This is a genomic window from Pseudonocardia sp. N23 (genome assembly GCF_002583555.1).
Lineage (GTDB): Bacteria > Actinomycetota > Actinomycetes > Mycobacteriales > Pseudonocardiaceae > Pseudonocardia.
Genome location: NZ_BEGX01000005.1, coordinates 18,245 through 34,660, shown reverse-complemented (window position 1 = coordinate 34,660; position 16,416 = coordinate 18,245). Strand labels below are relative to the sequence as shown.

Genomic DNA, 16,416 nt, shown 5'->3' with positions numbered 1-16,416 from the left:
AAATCGCGGGACGTGCACGTCTCCGGGCACCACCGCGCCGCACCCGGCAGGAGACCGGCCAGGGAGCCGGCTTCCGGCCGAACCCGGCGGACGTGAGCCGCCTGTGGCCGGTCCCCCCCGGCCGGCCGCAGGCGCCTGCACGCCGCTCGCGGTTGTCAGCGGCGGAAGCCCACCTGCAACGTCGGCTGGCTCGTCGAGGCGAAGAAGTCGCTGCCCTTGTCGTCGACCACGACGAAGGCGGGGAAGTCCTCCACCTCGATCTTCCAGACGGCCTCCATACCCAGCTCCGGGTACTCGAGGACGTCCACCTTGCGGATGCAGTCCTGCGCGAGCCTCGCGGCGGGCCCGCCGATCGAGCCCAGGTAGAACCCGCCGTGGGTGGCGCACGCATCGGTGACCTGCTGGGACCGGTTGCCCTTGGCCAGCATGACCAGCGACCCGCCTGCCGCTTGGAACTGCGCGACGTAGGAGTCCATGCGGCCCGCGGTGGTGGGGCCGAAGGAGCCGGAGGCGTAGCCCTCGGGCGTCTTGGCCGGTCCGGCGTAGTAGACGGGGTGGTCGCGCATGTACTGCGGCATGGGCTCACCGGCGTCGAGTCGCTCGGCGATCTTGGCGTGCGCGATGTCGCGGGCGACGACGAGCGGTCCGGTGAGCGACACCCGCGTCTTCACCGGTAGCGTCGAGAGCTGGGCACGGATCTCCGACATCGGCCGGTTGAGGTCGACGCGCACGACCTCGTCGGAGAGGTCGTCGGCCTCGGTGTCGGGCAGGAACTTCGCGGGGTCGCGTTCGAGCTGCTCCAGGAAGACGCCGTCGGCGGTGATCTTCGCCTTGGCCTGGCGGTCGGCGGAGCAGGACACCGCGATGCCGACGGGCAGCGACGCGCCGTGGCGCGGCAGCCGGATGACGCGCACGTCGTGGCAGAAGTACTTGCCGCCGAACTGGGCGCCGATCCCGAAGTTGCGGGTGAGCTCCAGGACCTGCTGTTCGAGGTCGCGGTCACGGAAGGCCGCGCCGTCGCCCGGCGCCTCGGACGGGAGGGCGTCGAGGTAGCGGGCCGAGGCGAGCTTCGCGACCTTGAGCGTGAACTCCGCCGACATCCCGCCGACGACGACGGCGAGGTGGTAGGGCGGGCAGGCTGCGGTGCCGAGGGAGCGGAGCTTCTCGTCGAGGAACCGGGCGAGCTTCGACGGGTTCAGCAGCGCCTTCGTCTCCTGGTAGAGGAAGGTCTTGTTGGCCGAGCCGCCACCCTTGGCCATCACCAGGAACTCGTACGTGGGCTTCTCACCGGGTGCGGAGTACAGCTCGACCTGCGCGGGGAGGTTGGTCCCCGTGTTCTTCTCGTCCCAGAACGACGTGGGCGCCATCTGCGAGTAGCGCAGGTTGAGCTCGGCGTAGGCCTCGTGGATGCCGCGGGAGATGGCGCTCTCGTCGTTGCCGCCGGTGAGGACGGTCTCGGTGCGTTTCCCGACGACGATCGCCGTGCCGGTGTCCTGGCACATCGGCAGCACCCCGCCGGCGGAGACGCAGGCGTTGCGCAGCAGGTCCGTCGCGACGAAGCGGTCGTTGGCCGAGGCCTCCGGGTCGTCGACGATCGCGCGCAGCTGGGCCAGGTGCGAGGGTCGCAGCAGGTGCTGGATGTCGGTGACGGCCTGCTTGACCAGCGCGGTGATCGTCGTGGGATCGACCTGCAGGAAGGTGCGGCCGCCCAGCTGGGGCGCCTCGACGAGGGCGCCGGGCTCGAGGTCGAGCCGTCGGTACTCGGTGTCGTCCGGGCCGAGTGGGAGCACATCGATGTGGTGGAACTCGGGCATGGGAGGACCGTACTCAGCCGGACGTGGTCGGGAGGTCGGACCGGCCCCCGACCGGTCCGACCTCCCGGGGGCAGCGACCGCCGGGGTGGGCCGGAGTCGCGGTGTCGGCGGGCGGAACGCCCTGCGCCCCACCCTCCCTGACCTGCTGCGAGCCGTCAACCCGGGAGATGTGGCGGATCAGCCACAGCCGTGACGGGGATCCGGTCGTAATGTGCGACACATGGTTGGATCCCTGCTGGGCACCGCGGTCCGACGGGTCGAGGACCCGGAACTGCTCACCGGGCGTGGCACGTACGTCGGCAACCTCCCGATCGAGGGCCTGCTGCACGTCGCTTTCGTCCGTTCCCCTCTCGCACACGCTGCCGTCACAGGCGTCGACACCACGCAGGCCGCAGCGGCCCCCGGCGTCGTCGCCGTCTACACGGCGGCCGATCTCGACCTGCCGGCCCATCACGGGCTGATGCCGGTCAACCCCGAGATCCCCCGCCCACCACTGGCGACGGACCGGGTGCGGTTCGTCGGCGAGGTGGTCGCGATGGTCGTCGCCGAGTCGAAGGCGGCGGCGGTCGACGCCGTCGAGCTCGTGGAGGTCGACTACGACCCGATCGACGCCGTCGTCGACCCGGAAACCGCGCTCGGCCCCGATGCGCCCCTTGCATTTCCGGACCGTGGCTCGAACCTGACGACGGGCCTGCGCGCCGGTGGCGGCGACCCGCTGGAGGGTGCCGAGGTCGTGGTGCGGGCGCGGATGGTCAACCAGCGCCTGGCCGTGGTGCCCATGGAGGGCAACGCGATCGTCGTCGACCCGCGTGGTGACGACGGCCACGACCTGGTGGTGCACGTGTCGACGCAGATGCCGCACGGCTTCCACGCCCAGCTGTGTGGGCTGTTCGGCCTCGACAAGGAACGGACCCGGGTGATCGCGCCGCACGTCGGCGGTGGGTTCGGCGGCAAGGCGGGCATGCTCGCCGAGCACACCGCGGCGGTCGGGGCTGCGCTCGCGCTGGAGCGGCCGGTCTCCTGGGTGGAGACGCGCTCGGAGAACCTCGTCTCGATGCCGCACGGGCGTGACCAGATCGGCTACTACGAGTTGGGCATGACCCGCGAGGGCAGGTTCACCGGGATGCGGGCGCGGGTCGTCGGCAACGGCGGGGCGTACGCGTGGTTCGGCGGGGCGCTGCCGATGAACATGACCTACGTGATGGCGCCGGGCGTCTACGACATCCCCGCGGTGGGCTACGACTCGGTCGTCGCCATGACGAACACGACGCCGATGGGCGCGTTCCGTGGTGCCGGCCGCCCGGAGGCGGCGGCGCACCTGGAGCGCATCGTCGACATCGCGGCCGCGGAGCTGGACATGGACCCGGCCGAGCTGCGGCGGCGCAACTTCCTCGACCCGGGGGCCTTCCCGCTGACGACGGTCGTCGGCGCGGCCTACGACGTCGGCGACTACGACCTACCGCTGCGGGAGGCGCTGCGGCTGGCCGACTACGACGAGCTGCGTGCCGAGCAGGCGCGCCGCCGGGAGTCGGGGGACCCGGTGCAGCTGGGCATCGGGATCAGCGTCTATGTCGAGATCACCGCGGGTGGTGGCGGCACCGAGTTCGGCTCGGTGCGGGTGCACGCCGACGGCAGCGCGACGGTGTCGGCGGGCACGTCGGGGCACGGCCAGGGACATGCGACGGCGTTCGCGATGATCGCCTCGGACACGCTCGGCATCCCGATGGAGCGCATCGGGTTCGTGCAGTCCGACACCGCGCTGGTGCCGCGCGGCGGGGGCACGGGCGGGTCACGGTCGCTGCAGATGGGCGGCTCGGCGGTCTCGGCGGCGGCCGACGACGTCCTCGTGCAGGCCCGGCGCCGCGCGGCGGACCTGCTCGAGGCCGCGCCGGACGACGTCACGCTCGTCGACGGCAACGGCAGCGGCCGGGTGTTCGGCGTCGCGGGTGTCCCGACGGTGACGGTGTCGTGGGACCAGGTCGCGAGCGCGGCCACGGACGCCGGCGAGGAGCTCTTCGCGGGCCTGGACGCCCGGCAGGCGGGGGCGACGTTCCCGTTCGGGGCGCACGTGTCGGTCGTCGAGGTCGACACCGACACCGGGCGGGTGACGATGCGCCGCCACATCGCCGTCGACGACTGCGGGCGCATCCTGAACCCGATGCTCGTCGAGGGCCAGCAGCACGGAGGACTCGCTCAGGGCATCGCGCAGGCGCTGTACGAGGAGGTCCTCTACGACCTCGAGGGGCAGCCGACCACGGCGACGCTGGCCGACTACCGGATGCCGACGGCCGCCGACCTGATCAGCTTCGACACGGCCACGACCGAGACCCCGACCCCGATGAACGTGTTGGGCGCCAAAGGGATCGGCGAGTCGGCCACGGTGGGGTCGACACCGGCGGTGCAGAACGCCGTCGTCGACGCGGTGAGCCACCTCGGCGTGCGCCACATCGACCTGCCCTGCACCCCGGAGCGGGTGTGGCGGGCCGTGCAGGAGGCGAAGGCCGGTTCGCCCGCGGACCCGTGGCGCGAGCCGCCCGCCGTGTTCGCCGACCTGCCGGTCCGTGGTGGCGGCGACGCGGAGGAGACGGGCGCGATCTGACGGGCGTGGGCGGGGCTGCACCGGCCCCGCCCGCATTCGCCCCGGCCCCGGCCTCGGACGGCCTTCTGCGTCGATCCAGCGGCGCGAATCACACCGGCGGGCCGCGCGTGTCCGGCGCTGTCGCCCGCGGAGCCGTACGCGCGTCCTACCAGGACGTCGCGGGTCGTCGCCGCGCCCGGAGCTGCCGTCCTGGGCGCCGCGGGCGCCGCATCGATGATCGTCCTCGCCGACCCCTCCTCGGCGCGACCGCCCTCGGAGGGGGAGACTGCCGGGCGTCCCGCACCGAGGAGGAACGATGAGACTGGCCACCATCCGCACCGCGACGGGGACCCGCGCGGTCCGCGTCGACGAGAGCAGTGCGGTGGAGACCGGGGACGCCGACGTGCGCGCCCTGCTCGAGCACCCCGACTGGGTCCACCGCGCCGCCACCGCGGCCGGCCCCGCGCACCCCGTCGCCGATCTCGACTACGCGCCGCTCGTCCCGAGCCCGGAGAAGATCGTCTGCGCCGGTCTCAACTACCGCGACCACGTCCTGGAGATGGGCAACGAGCTGCCCGAGTTCCCGACGTTGTTCGCCAAGTACGCGCCGTCGCTGGTCGGCGCCCACGACGACGTCGTGCTGCCCGTGGTGTCCGACAACGTCGACTGGGAGTGCGAGCTCGTCGTCGTGATCGGGTCGTCGGTCCGCCACGCCGACGACGAGCAGGCCGCCGCCGCGATCGCGGGCTACACCGTGATGAACGACGTCAGCATCCGCGACTACCAGCGCCGGACCTCCCAGTTCCTGCAGGGCAAGATCTTCGAGAAGAGCACCCCGCTCGGCCCGGTCCTGGTCACCCCCGACGAGCTGCCCGACGGTGGCTGGGCGATCAGTACCGAGCTCGACGGCGAGGTCGTGCAGTCCTCGAGCACCGACCAGCTCGTCTTCTCCGCGGTCGACCTCGTGAAGTACCTCTCGGCGATCATCACGCTCAACCCGGGCGACGTCATCGCGACGGGCACCCCCGGCGGTGTCGGCGCGGCCCGCACCCCACAGCGCTGGCTCGTCGACGGCACGGTCATGGTCACGACCGTCGAGGGGATCGGGCAGCTGCGCAACGTCTGCCGCAAGGAGACGATCTCGTCGTGACCCCGCGGGTCGAGGTGTCACTGGCGTGGGCGGGCGACGGAGCGGCACACCTGCGCGGGTTGATGGTCCGGCTCGGCGAGGACGCGTACGCCAAGCCGTCGGCGCTGCCGGGCTGGACCCGGGCGCACGTGCTGACCCACGTGGCACGCAACGCCGACGCCATGATGAACCTCCTGACGTGGGCGCGGACCGGGGTGGAGACGCCCGCGTACGCGAGCGACGAGCAGCGCGACGCCGACATCGAGGCCGGTGCCAGACGCTCGGCGGCGGTGATCCGGGCGGATGTCGAGGAGACGTCGGACCGGCTGTCGCAGGTGGTGAAGAAGATGCCGGAGCAGGCCTGGTCGGCGACGGTGCGCCACCGGACGGGCGTGGAGATCCCGGCCGCGGCGATCCCGTGGATGCGGGCCCGCGAGATGTGGATCCACGCGGTCGACCTCGACGTGGGCGCGTCGTTCGCCGACATGCCGATCCCGATGGCGGTGGAGCTGCTCACCGACGTCGCCGCGAACCTGTCGCAGCGGCCCGGGGTGCCGGCGATGCGGCTCGTCGCCGACGACGGCGGCCGCGAGTGGGCCGTCGGTGACGGTTCAGGGCCCGTGACGCGGGTGCTCGGCCCGATGGCCGACCTCGCGGCGTGGGTGTCGGGACGCGGTCGCAGCCGCGCGGTGCGCCGTGACGACGGCACCGCGCCACCGGAGCTGCCCGGCTGGCTCTGACCGCCCGCCGGACGTGCGGCGCGGCCCGTCACCGGCCCGGCGACCGACCGGGTTGCGGTGACGGGCCGCGTCGTCCGTGCTGCGAGCGGGCTCAGTCGCCCTCGGGCTCCTGCCTCTCGGCGTCACGGGAGCGGGTCAGGTCGTCGAGCCGCTGCTGCACCTCGTCGAGCCTGGCCTGCATGAGCGCGAGCTCCGCGCCGAGGACGGCGACCGCACCCGACGACTCCGTGTGGGCGAGACCTCCGAGCGGGGCGACCGGTCCCGCCGTGGTGGGCTCGGCCGTGACGGTGACCGTGCCGCCGCTCAGCCTGCCGAAACCGTCCGCCGTCATGGCGGGCCGGTCCCCGACGCAGTTCGAGCAGATCGGGAGCAGCTTGCGCCACCCGAGGCTGCCCGTCCCCGAGTCGCCGAGGACCGCGGCGGAGCGCCCGCACTCGCACCTGCCGAGCTCGACCGTCCGTACCCGCTGACGCGAGTAGCGCAGGCCGCGCTCGTACCGGCGGTACCGGCCGGAGACGGCGACCTCGAGGAGGACCGCTCCGCGGTAGTCCGGTTCACACGCCAGGTCACGGGCTGCCCCGGCGTCGTTGAAACAGTAGAACCCGCAGTCACACCAGCGGGACGGGCAACTGTGCCGGGATCCGTGGACGCAGATGGCGTCGTCGATCGCGCGGTAGACGTGCGCGCGGCCGAGCGTCACCCCACTGAAGCCGGTCGCCGTGCCGTCTGCCGACAGCATCGGGTAGGCCAGCTTGAACCCCGGGAGAGGCCTGTCCGACTGTTCGCGCGGGACGCGAGCGGCCGGCCACACCATCCGGATCAGACTCCGGCGTGCCGCTCGACGCGAACCTCGGCCCGCTTCTCCGCGGCGACGGGGGCCTCGGTGCGGGTGTTCTCGGGCTCGGTGCGGGCCTCGGCGGACGCAACCTTGGGCTCGGCGTCGACGTCGACGGCGACGCCTTCCGCGATCTTGCGACCCAGCTTCATGTTTCCTCCTGAGACCAGAACGATATTGCTTCGTGACCTCAATGTGGACCCGTCCCAGGCTCTTGTCCAGTCGGGCGCGGGCCGCCCACCGCCCGGCCGGACAGGGCGCCCACCTGCGGACCTTCCCTCCGGCGGGCGATCACCCGGGCCCGTCACGGACATCCCCGCCCGGCGCCGGTGCCGTGATGATCTCGTGACCGTTGCGCCGCAGCGGACCCCGCGAGACCCCCGGGCCGTCGGACGGACCCTGCTGCGCCCCGGGGCCGCGTCGCGCGGGCCCGCCCGATACCGCGCACGGAGTGCCCGGTGATCCGCGACACGCTGGTGCGACACGCCGAAGCGGACGCTCCGATCCCGGGCGTGTCACGGACCGGGGAGGACCACGCGACGACACGCCGCGTCGAGCCCGGCCCGGACGGTGCCCGGCACCGCGGATCGTGACACCCTCGCGCGGTGCCCGCCGCGATCACGCAGCCCGACTTCGACGCCGTCCGGACGGAGTTCGCGCTCCCCACGGAGTTCCCCACCGACGTCCTCGCCGAGGCCGCCCGTGCCGCCGCCGACGACGTGCCCGCGGCCGGGCCCGGCCGCCGCGACGCGACCGACGTCGAGCTCGTGACGATCGACCCGCCGGGGTCGAAGGACCTCGACCAGGCCATGGGCATCGTCGCCCACGACGACGGGTACCGGGTGTACTACGCGATTGCCGACCTCGCGGCTGTCGTCGTCCCGGGCGGCGTGCTCGACCTGGAGGTGCACCGCCGCGGGCAGACCGTTTACCTGCCCGACGGCTCGGTGCCGCTGCATCCGCCGGTGCTCTCGGAGGGCGCGGCCAGCCTGCTTCCCGACGGCCCGCGCCCGGCGGTCCTCTGGAGCATCGACCTCGACGCCACCGGCGAGCGGACCGCGGTCGCTGTCGAGCGGGCCGTCGTGCGCTCGCGGGCGCAGCTCGACTACGACGGCGTCCAGGCCGACCTCGACGCCGGCAGGCCGCTCCCGGCGGCGATCACGTTGCTGCCCACCGTCGGGCGGCTGCGCCGCGAGCTGGCCGTCGCCCGCGGCGCGATCGAACTGGAGCTGCCGGAGCAGGAGGTCGTTCCCGACGGGTCGGGCGGCTGGACCGCCCGCGCCCGCGCCCGTGTCGACGTCGACACCTGGAACGCCGAGATCTCGCTGCTCACCGGCGCCGCGGCGGCCTCGCTGATGCTCGGCGCGGGCGTCGGCGTGCTGCGGACCCTGCCGGGACCCGACCCGGACTCCGTCGCGGCGTTCCGTGCGACCGCGGCCGCCCTCGGTGCGGACTGGCCCGCCGGGACGTCGGCCGCGCGCTTCCTGGCCGGTCTCCCGCTCGACACCCCGCGCGCGCTCGCGCTGCGCCGGGCCGCGACGACGTTGCTGCGCGGCGCCGGCTATGTGGCGTTCGACGGCCCCGGATCGCCGCCGCCGGCCGACCCCGGCCACGGTGGCATCGGCGCCCCGTATGCGCACGTCACGGCCCCGTTGCGACGCCTGGTCGACCGTTACGGGACCGAGGTCTGCCTCGCGGTGGCGGCGGGGGATCCGGTGCCGGGGTGGGTGCGCGACGCGCTGCCCGGCCTGCCCGCGGTGATGGCCGCGTCCGACACCGTCGCGAACAAGGTGGACCGTGCCTGCGTGGATCGGACCGAGGCCGCGCTGCTGGCCGGCTGCGTCGGGGACGGGGTCGAGGTGATCGTGCTGCGGGAGGAGCCGGGCGAGGTCTACCTGGCCGACCCGCCGGTGCTGGCCCGCTGCCACGGGACGTTGAGGCTGGGGGAGCGGGCCGTCGTGAGGGTGGCAGTGGCCGACCCGGCGACGGGCCGCGTCGAGTTCACCGCGGAGCCGTGACCCGGCGGGTCACCGGGCGGGGACGGCGGGGGTCAGGTCAGCCAGGTGATCGCGGGCTCGACCGCGGGCCGCGGCGCCGGGCGCGTCGACGGCGTGCCGAGGTAGATCCAGGCCGTGACGTCCTCGTGGTCGGCCAGGCCGAGGTGCGCACGTACCTTGGGCGCCTCGCCGAACCAGCCGGTGCGCCAGATCGCGCCGTAGCCGAGCTCGTCGGCGGCGAGGACGACACCGTGCGCGACGCACACCGCGGTCGCGCGCTGCTCCCAGGCGGGGACCGTCGGGTGCGGCTGCGGCGCGGCCACGACGACGACGATCGCCGGGGCACGGTGGGCCTTGGCTCGCACCCGGTCGAGATCGGCGGCGGTCGAGGAGGGCTCGCGCTCGGCATGGGCCTCGGCGAGCGCGTCGCCCAGCGCGGCGCGGGCCGGGCCGTCGACGACGATGAAGCGGTAGGGCTTGAGCCGGCCGTGGTCGGGCGCCGACATCGCGGCCGAGAGCATCGCGCGCAGCTCGTCGGGGGCGGGCGCCGGTGCGGCGAGCCCCGCGCACGAGCGACGTTCGCGCAGCCCGGTCAGCACCTCGGCGGCTGGCCCGCCGCCCGGGTCGGCGAGGGCCCCCGGGTCCGGTCTCATGTCGGCTCTCGTCACGTGAAGTGCTCCGGTCGGTCGGAAAACGTCGTGCGCCGCAGGGGGTGCGGCAGGGCATCGCGTGCGGTGTCGCGGCTGGTGGTGCCGCGCCCCGGTGCTGCATCCGGCCGGTGGGCCCGACGTCGCGCCGTCCGGAGTCGTGGCCCGGACCGGCACGCGTGTCCGGCTGGGTCCCGCCGGATTGACGTGAGGCTACCCTTATTTCTCGCAGAGTGCGTCACTCCTGCGCTCGGTCACCGTCCGGGCGCGCTCGGTGACCCCTTCCGTCACATCAGTCCCATTGGTCCCACCGGTCGTTGACCGGTGGCTGTCGCACGAGGAGTTCCGGGTGGTCCGACACCCGTCCGAGCGTTCCTTCCGTTACGGAATCGAACACGAATGCGCGCTGCTGCGCGCGGACGGCACCTTCGCCGATTTCACCCGACTGGGTTTCGCCGAGGCACAGTCCCTGGTCGACGCACTGCCGGAGGACCCGGCGGATCTCGCCGACCTGCGCGTCGGTGACCAGGGCATCAAACGCAAGCGCTGGTACGTCGAGGGTTTCGAGCGTTTCGACGGCGACGGCGGGTTCGTCCGCTGTGATCCCAAGGGCATCGAGATCCGCACGCGCATCCACGACTCGGTCGGCGGTGCCGTCGATGCCCTGCGCGCCGACCAGCACGCCCTCGACACCGTCGCCGCCGCGGCCGGCTTCACGACGGTCGCAGTCGGGTTCAACCCGCTGCGCTCGAGCTACCCCGTGGTCCCGCCCTACAACGACTGGGAGGTCCGGCACCGCACCGGCTCACCGGAGGAGCGCACGGCGCACCTGCACATGGTCACCTACGGCCCCGACCTCAACCTGTCGTGCGCGGGCCTGCCCGTCGACGAGCTGATCGACGTCGGCGCCAAGCTCACCCACTACAGCCCGTGGCTGGTCCCGCTGTCGTTCTCCTCGCCGTTCCGCGACGGCGTCGTCTGGGGTGGCCTCTCGGCCCGCACCGCGGTGCGGACGGGCGCCCGGCCCGCGGCGATGGTGTTCCTCGACGGCGAGGCCGACCGGGACCGGCTCATCGACACCGACCCGTCGCTGACCCAGCCCGCACGGCTGCCCGCCGAGGTCGGGCGCATCGAGTTCAAGGCGTTCGACGCCTGCCCGGACCCGGACCTCTACGGGGAGCTGCTGAGCCTGCTCACCGGGCTGGTCCTCGACACCACGCTCGACGGGCGCGCCCTCGTCCCCGACGCGGCGGCCCACCAGCGCGCCGCCGTCGCGGGGCTCGCCGACCCGTGGGTCGTCGAGGGCACCCTCGCACTGCTCGCGGCCGCCCGGGCCGCCCTGGCCGGCCGCGACGACGACCTCGCCCGCCTCGCCCGGCTCGCCGAGCGGGTGGCGGCGCGGCACTGCCCGGCCGTCGACATGCTGGCGCGCTTCGCCGACGGCCACCCGGTCGCGGGCCTGCGCCCCTGAGCGGCGGCCCACGACAACGAACGGCACAGTCGCGCCCGGTGGCGCGACTGTGCCGTTCGTTCGGGAAAGGGGAGGGCCTCAGCTGTAGGAGTGGTCCGCGTCCGGGTACTCGCCGCCGCGCACGTCCGCCGCATAGGCCTTCGCCGCGCCGAGCAGGATCGAGCCGAGGTCGGCGTAGGGCTTGACGAAGCGCGGCTTGTGGCCGCGGTTCATGCCCGCCATGTCCGACCAGACCAGGACCTGCGCGTCGCAGTCCGGACCGGCACCGATGCCGATCGTCGGGATCGCGAGCTCGGCGGTGACCCGCTTGGCGACGTCGGCGGGCACCATCTCCAGCACGACGGCGAACGCCCCGGCCGCCTGCAGCGCGAGCGCGTCCTCGATCAGCCGCTCGCCCGCGTCGCCGCGGCCCTGGATCCGGAAGCCGCCCAGGGCGTGCTCGCTCTGCGGGGTGAAGCCGAGGTGGGCCATGACCGGGATGCCGGAGCCGGCGAGCGCGTCGACCTGCGGTGCGAACCGGGCCCCGCCCTCGAGCTTGACGGCGTGCGCGCCGGCCTCCTTCATGAACCGGATGCCGGTCTCCAGCGCCTGCGCGGCGGAGACCTGGTAGCTGCCGAAGGGGAGGTCGGCGACGACGAGGGCGTGGGGCGCCCCGCCGACCACCGCCTTCACCAGCGGCATCAGCTCGTCGACGGTGACCGGGATGGTGTTGTCGTAGCCGAAGACGTTGTTGCCGGCGGAGTCTCCGACGAGGAGCACGGGGATCCCGGCCTCGTCGAAGATCTCCGCGGCGTAGCGGTCGTAGGCGGTGAGCATCGGCCACCGCTCGCCCCGCTGCTTCATCTCCGCGAGATGGTGGATGCGGGTGCGCTTCTGGCGGGCCGTGGTGCGGTAGGGCGACTCCTCGGCGGGAGACCCCGCCGGACCGGTCGCAGGGGTGTGCTCGACAGCTGACATCGTCGTCCGTCCTCCCTCGAGGCCCGCGTCGCGGGTCCCCGGGTTCTCAGGGGCTGGTAGGCGAAGCGTGACACCGCGGACGTCCCGGGCGCTGCGGCGGGCGACCCAGGTCACAAGGTGACCTGCGCCCCTCGCCGCCACAGCGGGGCCCGTCACCGGCTCGGGGGACGTTCCGGCGGAGTCGGACCGTGCGGTCACAGGCCGCAGCCGGTCGCTGGCATGCTGGCACGGTGTCGTTCCCGGTGCCCCGCCGCACACTCCGCACGCCCCTCGGAATCCTCTCGGTCCTGCTCGCGGCGGTCCTGGCCGCGGCCTGCACGACCTCGACCGGCGGTGCCGCCGCCGACGCCGCGGCGGGGAGCGACCCGGCGCTGAAGGCGTTCTACGGCCAGACACTGTCGTGGGGCTCGTGCGCCCAGTTCGCCTCGTCGGCGGACGAGGAGAAGTCGTTCACCGCACCGGGTCTCGACTGTGCCGCCCTGCGGGTGCCGCTGGACTACGCGGACCCGGGCGGGCGCACCGCCGACATCGCCGTGCTGCGGCACAAGGCGACCGACCCGTCGCAGCGCATCGGCTCGCTGCTGGTCAACCCGGGCGGGCCCGGCGGGTCGGGCATCAGCTTCGCCGCGTCGCTGGGCACCAGCGCGAAGACACCGGTGTCGGTGCTGGCCCGGTTCGACCTCGTCGGCTTCGACCCGCGCGGGGTCGGGGCGAGCACCCCGGCGATCGACTGTCTCGACGACAAGCAGAACGACGCCGAGCGCGCCGACGACGACACCGACCCCTCTCCCGCGGGGGTCGCGGAGACCGAGGCGGAGAACAAGCAGTTCGTCCAGGGCTGCATCAGCAGGACCGGCGTCGACGTGCTGGCCAACGTCGGCACCCGTGACGTCGTCAAGGACATGGACGTGCTGCGTGCCGTCCTGGGCGACCAGAAGCTCACCTACGCGGGCTTCTCCTACGGCACCCGGATCGGCTCGACCTACGCCGAGGCGTTCCCGCAGAACGTGCGCGCCCTCGTCCTCGACGGTGCGCTCGACCCGCAGCAGACGACGATCGACCGCACCGTCGACCAGAACCAGGGCTTCCAGGGCGCGTTCGACGCCTTCGCGACGTGGTGCGCCGCGCAGCCGACGCCGTGCCCGCTCGGCCAGGACCCGGCGAAGGCGACGACGGTGTGGCTGGCGCTGGTGCGCCCACTCATCGACGACCCGCTGCCTGCCGGCGCGGGTCGCACGCTCGGCTGGAACGACGCGCAGACCGGCATCTCGCAGGCGCTGTACGTGTCCGCGGCGTACCCGATCCTGGCCCGCGGCATCGCCGACCTGGCCCGCGGCAACGGCACGATCCTGCTGCGGCTGGCCGACCTGTACTACGACCGGGACGCCAAGGGGCACTACTCGAACATGCTCGAGGCCTTCACGGCGATCAGCTGTGTCGACGAGCAGCAGACCACCGACCGGGCCCAGATCGACGCGCAGAACCGCCGGGTCGACGAGGTGGCGCCGTTCAGGAGCACCGGCAAGGGCCCCGTCGACGCGCTGGACCCGTGCGCGTTCTGGCCGGTGAAGCCGACGAGCCGGCCGCACGTGCCGAAGGTCGACGGGCTGCCACCGACGGTCGTCGTGTCGGTGACGGGCGACCCGGCCACCCCCTACCAGGCGGGAGTCGACCTGGCGAAGGCGCTGGGCGGCAGGCTGATCAAGGTCGTCGGTGACCAGCACACCGCGTCGCTGCAGGGCAACGCGTGCGTCGACGACGCGGTCGCCAAGTACCTGACCGACCTGACGTTGCCCGCGGAGGGCCTGGAGTGCAGGCTGACGTGACCACACGGCCACGGCAGCGGTCCCGGCAGGGAATCTCGGCCACGGCAGCGTGATGTCGCGCGGACCGACCGGCGACGAAACATTCCCGTAACAGCGCGTTCCTAGGCTCGGTGACCATGGATCGTCAGCAGGAGTTCGTGCTCCGCACGCTCGAGGAACGCGACATCCGCTTCGTGCGGTTGTGGTTCACCGACGTGCTCGGCTACCTCAAGTCGGTGGCCGTCGCACCGGCCGAGCTCGAGGGCGCATTCGCCGAGGGCATCGGCTTCGACGGCTCGGCGATCGAGGGCTTCGCCCGGATCTACGAGTCCGACATGGTGGCCCGCCCTGATCCCTCGACGTTCCAGGTGCTGCCGTGGGAGACCGCGAGCGGCGAGCACTACTCGGCGCGAATGTTCTGCGACATCGCGATGCCCGATGGCTCACCGTCGTGGGCCGATCCCCGCCACGTCCTGCGCCGCGCCCTGTCGAAGGCCGGCGAGATGGGGTTCACCTGCTACGTCCACCCCGAGATCGAGTTCTACCTGCTGCGTGACCTGCCGGCCGACGGCTCGGCGCCGGTCGCCGCCGACAACGGCGGCTACTTCGACCAGGCCAGCCACGACGTGGCACCGCACTTCCGGCGCAACGCGATCGAGACGCTGGAGTCGATGGGCATCTCCGTCGAGTTCAGCCACCACGAGGGCGGGCCCGGCCAGCAGGAGATCGACCTGCGCTACGCCGACGCGCTGACGATGGCCGACAACATCATGACGTTCCGCTACGTCGTGAAGGAGGTCGCGATCACGCAGGGGGTGCGGGCGTCGTTCATGCCCAAGCCGTTCTCCGACCACCCCGGGTCGGCGATGCACACCCACTTCTCGCTGTTCGAGGGCGACCGCAACGCCTTCCACGACCCGGACGACCCCTACGAGCTGTCCGCCACGGGCAAGGCGTTCGTCGCCGGGGTGCTGCGGCACGCCCGCGAGATGAGTGCCGTCACCAACCAGTTCGTGAACTCCTACAAGCGGCTGATCACCGGCGGCGAGGCGCCGACGGCCGTCTCGTGGGGGCACGCGAACCGGTCGGCGCTGGTGCGGGTGCCGATGTACTCGCCGGGCAAGCAGTCGACGCGCCGCGTGGAGATCCGCACGCTCGACACCGCGTGCAACCCGTACCTGGCGTTCGCGGTCATCCTCGGTGCGGGGCTGCAGGGCGTGCAGAAGGGCTACGAGCTGCCGCCGCCCACGGAGGACGACGTCTGGTCGCTCACCGAGACCGAGCGGCGCGCGATGGGCTACGAGATGCTGCCGCAGAACCTCACCGAGGCACTGACGGCGATGGAGCACTCGGAGCTGGTCGCGGAGATCCTGGGCGAGCACGTGTTCGACTTCTTCCTGCGCAACAAACGCCAGGAGTGGGACGGCTACCGCCGCCAGGTGACGCCCTACGAGTTGGCGACCTACCTGCCGATCCTCTGACGCGGGCCGGAAACCGGATGGCCCCGGCGGGTTCCGCCGGGGCACGATCCGCGTCGTGGACGTCAGGAATCACCGGACCGGGGACGCGGGCGTCGCGCAGTGGCGGAGGCAGGCGCTGCCGCTGCTCGAAGCCGACCCGCTGACCAACACGATCGCGCTCACGGCGCTCGGCGAGCTCGCCACCGGCGGGCACGGCGTCGACACGCTGCTGACCGTGCACGGACCGCGCGGCGACGTCGTCGGGGCCGCGGTGCGGTTCTCCGGCTTCGCACTGCTCGTCTCGGGCCTGCCGGCCACGGCCGCCGCCGCGGTGGCCGACGCGCTGGGCGACGCCCCGATGGCCGGCCGCGGACTGTTCGGTGCGGCCGAGCCGGTCGACGCGTTCGCCGCCGCCCGCACCGCGCGCACGGGCGAGACCCCCGTGACCGACGTCGAGATGCGGCTGTGGGTCCTCGACGGCCTCGTACCGCCCGGGCGGGTCGCGGGAGCGCCACGGGCGGCCGTCCCCGGTGACGGGCCGATGCTCGTGGAGTGGTTGCGCGCCTTCGCGGCCGACGTCGCCGCCGACCACCCCGAACGCCCGGACCCCGACGGTGACGGCGCGGCCGGTCCGGACCCGGCGACGCTCGTCGCGAGCTACGCGGCCATGGGCCGCGACGTCGTGGTGTGGGAGTCGGGCGGGAGCCCTGTCGCGGTCGCCGTCGGGCGTCCGCCCGCCGCGGGCGTCGCACGGATCGGGCCCGTCTACACCCCGCCCGGGCACCGTGGCCACGGCTACGCCTCGGCGGTCACCGCCGCCGCGGCCACGCGGGCCCTGGCCGCCGGGTCGCGCGACGTCGTCCTGTTCACCGACATCGCCGCCGACGTGCCCAACCGCATCTACGCCCGCATCGGCTTCGGACGGGCGGGCCTGCACCGGGAGGTCAGGCTGGTCCCGGCACGGGCGGGCGCGCGATAGGGCA

General features: G+C 73.4%; 13 protein-coding genes. 8 read left to right on the top strand and 5 right to left on the bottom strand.

Going from position 1 to position 16,416, the window contains the following annotated elements; all coding sequences use genetic code 11:
• Positions 1-155: 155 nt before the first annotated feature.
• Positions 156-1,814, bottom strand: a complete 1,659-nt coding sequence (locus tag TOK_RS03380) for a fumarate hydratase (protein WP_098956302.1) — start codon at positions 1,812-1,814, stop codon at positions 156-158.
• Positions 1,815-2,034: 220 nt separating this feature from the next.
• On the opposite strand from TOK_RS03380, the gene TOK_RS03375 reads away from it, so the two are divergent.
• From TOK_RS03375 to TOK_RS03365, 3 genes are all read left to right on the top strand, one after another.
• Entirely contained in the window at positions 2,035-4,413 is a 2,379-nt protein-coding gene (locus TOK_RS03375; protein ID WP_098956301.1) for a xanthine dehydrogenase family protein molybdopterin-binding subunit, read from the top strand.
• A gap of 295 nt (positions 4,414-4,708) precedes the next feature.
• Positions 4,709-5,542 (top strand): fumarylacetoacetate hydrolase family protein, encoded by an 834-nt coding sequence (locus TOK_RS03370; RefSeq protein WP_098956300.1) that lies wholly within the window; start codon positions 4,709-4,711, stop codon positions 5,540-5,542.
• On the top strand, positions 5,539-6,261 hold the full coding sequence (locus TOK_RS03365) for a maleylpyruvate isomerase family mycothiol-dependent enzyme (RefSeq protein WP_098956299.1): 723 nt from the start codon (positions 5,539-5,541) through the stop codon (positions 6,259-6,261). The genes TOK_RS03370 and TOK_RS03365 overlap by 4 nt, the downstream gene beginning before the upstream one ends.
• Positions 6,262-6,352: 91 nt before the next feature.
• On the opposite strand, the gene TOK_RS03360 is transcribed toward TOK_RS03365, so the two are convergent.
• Together TOK_RS03360 and TOK_RS32310 are read right to left on the bottom strand one after the other, a co-directional pair.
• On the bottom strand, positions 6,353-7,000 hold the full coding sequence (locus tag TOK_RS03360) for a hypothetical protein (RefSeq protein ID WP_253258152.1): 648 nt from the start codon (positions 6,998-7,000) through the stop codon (positions 6,353-6,355).
• 80 nt (positions 7,001-7,080) lie between these two features.
• Positions 7,081-7,248: a hypothetical protein gene (locus TOK_RS32310; protein WP_172457382.1), complete on the bottom strand. Its 168-nt coding sequence runs from the start codon at positions 7,246-7,248 to the stop codon at positions 7,081-7,083.
• 453 nt (positions 7,249-7,701) lie between these two features.
• On the opposite strand from TOK_RS32310, the gene TOK_RS03355 reads away from it, so the two are divergent.
• Positions 7,702-9,114, top strand: coding sequence for an RNB domain-containing ribonuclease (locus TOK_RS03355; RefSeq protein WP_098956297.1), 1,413 nt, complete (start codon positions 7,702-7,704; stop codon positions 9,112-9,114).
• A 32-nt stretch (positions 9,115-9,146) separates the two neighbouring features.
• Here the strand turns inward: TOK_RS03355 and TOK_RS03350 are convergent, their stop codons facing one another.
• Entirely contained in the window at positions 9,147-9,746 is a 600-nt protein-coding gene (locus TOK_RS03350; RefSeq protein WP_098956296.1) for a nitroreductase, read from the bottom strand.
• Between the two features lie 343 nt (positions 9,747-10,089).
• On the opposite strand from TOK_RS03350, the gene TOK_RS03345 reads away from it, so the two are divergent.
• Positions 10,090-11,211 (top strand): glutamate-cysteine ligase family protein, encoded by a 1,122-nt coding sequence (locus tag TOK_RS03345; protein WP_098956295.1) that lies wholly within the window; start codon positions 10,090-10,092, stop codon positions 11,209-11,211.
• 78 nt (positions 11,212-11,289) lie between these two features.
• Here TOK_RS03345 and panB read toward each other — a convergent pair whose 3' ends face one another.
• Positions 11,290-12,168 (bottom strand): 3-methyl-2-oxobutanoate hydroxymethyltransferase, encoded by an 879-nt coding sequence (gene panB / locus TOK_RS03340; protein WP_098956294.1) that lies wholly within the window; start codon positions 12,166-12,168, stop codon positions 11,290-11,292.
• Positions 12,169-12,398: 230 nt separating this feature from the next.
• Here panB and TOK_RS03335 point away from each other — a divergent pair, with 230 nt between their 5' ends.
• The 3 genes from TOK_RS03335 to TOK_RS03325 all read left to right on the top strand — a co-directional run bounded on the left by TOK_RS03335 (position 12,399) and on the right by TOK_RS03325 (position 16,412).
• Positions 12,399-13,994, top strand: coding sequence for an alpha/beta hydrolase (locus TOK_RS03335; protein WP_098956293.1), 1,596 nt, complete (start codon positions 12,399-12,401; stop codon positions 13,992-13,994).
• Between the two features lie 116 nt (positions 13,995-14,110).
• Complete coding sequence (gene glnA / locus TOK_RS03330) at positions 14,111-15,454, top strand: type I glutamate--ammonia ligase (RefSeq protein WP_098956342.1); 1,344 nt, start codon at positions 14,111-14,113, stop codon at positions 15,452-15,454.
• Positions 15,455-15,509: 55 nt separating this feature from the next.
• The gene (locus tag TOK_RS03325; RefSeq protein ID WP_098956292.1) at positions 15,510-16,412 is read left to right on the top strand and encodes a GNAT family N-acetyltransferase; all 903 of its coding nucleotides are present in this window, start codon (positions 15,510-15,512) and stop codon (positions 16,410-16,412) included.
• Positions 16,413-16,416 lie beyond the last annotated feature (4 nt).